3 protein-coding genes are annotated in these 2,490 nt (G+C 22.1%); all 3 read left to right on the top strand.

The features are described from left to right. Positions 1-360: 360 nt before the first annotated feature. From BLO14_RS05695 to BLO14_RS05685, 3 genes are read left to right on the top strand one after another with little or no spacing between them, the layout of a single operon-like run. Positions 361-1,464 (top strand): plasmid maintenance protein, encoded by a 1,104-nt coding sequence (locus tag BLO14_RS05695; protein WP_091973957.1) that lies wholly within the window; start codon positions 361-363, stop codon positions 1,462-1,464. Between the two features lie 9 nt (positions 1,465-1,473). Next, positions 1,474-1,710: a hypothetical protein gene (locus BLO14_RS05690; RefSeq protein WP_091973954.1), complete on the top strand. Its 237-nt coding sequence runs from the start codon at positions 1,474-1,476 to the stop codon at positions 1,708-1,710. Continuing rightward, positions 1,703-2,455 carry a ParA family protein gene (locus tag BLO14_RS05685; RefSeq protein ID WP_091973951.1) on the top strand — a complete coding sequence of 251 codons (753 nt, stop codon included), beginning with the start codon at positions 1,703-1,705 and terminating at the stop codon, positions 2,453-2,455. The genes BLO14_RS05690 and BLO14_RS05685 overlap by 8 nt, the downstream gene beginning before the upstream one ends. Positions 2,456-2,490: the final 35 nt, after the last annotated feature.

The raw sequence follows: 2,490 nt of genomic DNA, 5'->3' as shown, positions 1-2,490 counted from the left end.
CTAAACCATTTACAAATACTATTCATTTTAAAATGAAAATCAAATTGGGGTTATTACAAAAAAATGAGGGCTTAGCTAGATTCTCTTGTTAAAGAACTAAGCTAAACCCTTACATTACATTTTTTGCAAATTTCAATAAAGGTAGGTGCCAATGTCAATCATTAAACAACTACGATACTTGTAGTATAGTCTAACTTAAGACTAAAATCAAATTATTTTCTTTAAATTATAAAAAGTGTATTTAATTAACAAAATTAATAATTAAAATTGAATATTTTTTAGGAAAGTATTTACTTTTAAATCAAAATTATGCATTATATTATTTATAATTATTTATTTCAATAAAGGAGGTTGACGATTATGTCATTATCAAACAATAAAAAAAGTCCAAATTGCCACAATAAACACCAACGCAAATTAATTGTTCTTATTTCAACACTAGCCTACATAAACACCAAATATAAGAAATATACACAAAAAACCATACTCTATTACTTTAATGGAAATTTAAAAAGAAATGGTCAAGCTACCACTACATTAAGAACAATGCAAAAATATCTTTATAAATTGGAAAAAGAAATAAAAGTTACAACAAACTACTACAAACATATGGGGATAAATTGTGGCACTGAAATTTACTATCACCTTAATTGTGAAAAAAATGAATGCCACTTTAAAATCAACCAATACTTTCAAGAAAAAAAACAATTTCGATTTACATCTAGAGTTAATAACTACATTAAAGATAAATCTACTAAAAAGGGTAGTGTAGAGTTGGGGGAGTGTTTTAATAATAAAAATAATAATAAAAAAGAAGATAAGAATAAAAAGATAGAAAATTATCAAATAATAAAATATGCCAATAAATGCAACTTTAAATGTAAAGAAATTATTCTTTTTATTTTAAATTTAAATATTAATAAAGACTTGAAAATTAAAATACTTAAAGTCTTAAAAATCATTGAGATTAAACTCCTTAAAAATAAAAATTTATTTTTAAATAAATCTTGCTTTAAAGATAAGCAAAATAAATTAAAAGAAATTCTAGAAAATACCAAAAAAGAATTAGAAAAAAAAGGATACAATGCCAAACAATTGGAAATAGAATTTAAAAAAATATATGAAAACTACAAAAATAAGCCGCATTTTATTATTGAACATCAAAAATATAGCGATTTAAGTAAAATAAATTTCAAATTAGAAAAATCAATTGAATTGAAAAAAGAAAATTCACAAAAAGATTATGAAAATATAAAAATAAACATTTTCAATATACTTATTGAACGGCTAAAAGAAAAGGTAAATATTGAAATTCTAAAGCCAATTATAAAAACTTATTTGAATAGCAAAAAGAAATTAGAATATAACAAAGTATTTGGTACGTATCATAATGAATTATTAGAAATAATAAAAAATGAAAATATTTTTTTAATGCTAAAAGAAATTAGTAACAAAGCTGTATAAGGGCTTAATATGCAAAACATAGTAAAATTAAAGCAACTAAATAAACTAATAATAAAATATTTAAATAAAACATTTAATCACACAAAAATAATAATGGATATTTATAAATTTAGAACTTATGAAAAGAAAAATAAATATTGTGCAGCATTAAGAAAATTATTTAACATGTTTACGGCTTTAAAACAAAAAGTATATGAATTTTATGGAAAAAATACCCCAAATAAGGACCACTTACAAAATGGATAAAAAACCAAATATTCTAACAATGGCAAATTTAAAAGGTGGTGTTGGCAAAAGCACATTAACAATTATATTTGCCTATCTTCTTAAAGATTTAGATAAAAAAGTATTAATCGTTGACATGGATCCTCAAAATTCTATAACGTCTTACTTTTTAAAGCATTTACATAATGTTGAAATATATAATACATACAACATGTTAAAAGGTAGTGTTCCTTTTAATAAATGCGTTAGAAAAGTTGATGATTATATTTGTATTATTCCCTCTCATCCTATTTTAGAAAATTTTAATTCAGATCCTGTAGACTATAAGGAAATTATTTTAGAATTTAGACTTGAACAAAATATTTTAGCCCATGAGTTTGATTATATTTTACTTGATACACCGCCTAATAGAGATTTTTTGATTAAAAATGCCTTGAATATTACAGATCATGTTATAATTCCGGTTCAAGTTGAAAGATGGTCAATAGAAAGTTTTATTATTTTAATGGATATGATTAAAAATTTTCAAATTATTAAAAAAAAAATATATACTATTTCCATAGTAGAAAATCAATTTATCAAAAATAGAAATACGTTAAAAGATATAGAAAAGCTATTATATAAAGAATATGGTAGTTATGTTAAGGGTAAAATTCATTTTTCAAATGGTATAAAAGTCTTTATAAATGAGCTTTTAGAGCCTTCTCCAAAAGAAGTCTATTATAAAGAGGCAAAAGAAACTTTGCAAAATATTCTTTATCTATGATAGAATGCTTAACAATAGTATTTATAAATGGTTTA

Origin of the sequence: Borreliella japonica (assembly GCF_900099615.1) — a bacterium.
GTDB lineage: Bacteria > Spirochaetota > Spirochaetia > Borreliales > Borreliaceae > Borreliella > Borreliella japonica.
Note: the sequence above shows the minus strand (reverse complement) of the source record. Positions and strands in the feature narration are given on the sequence as shown.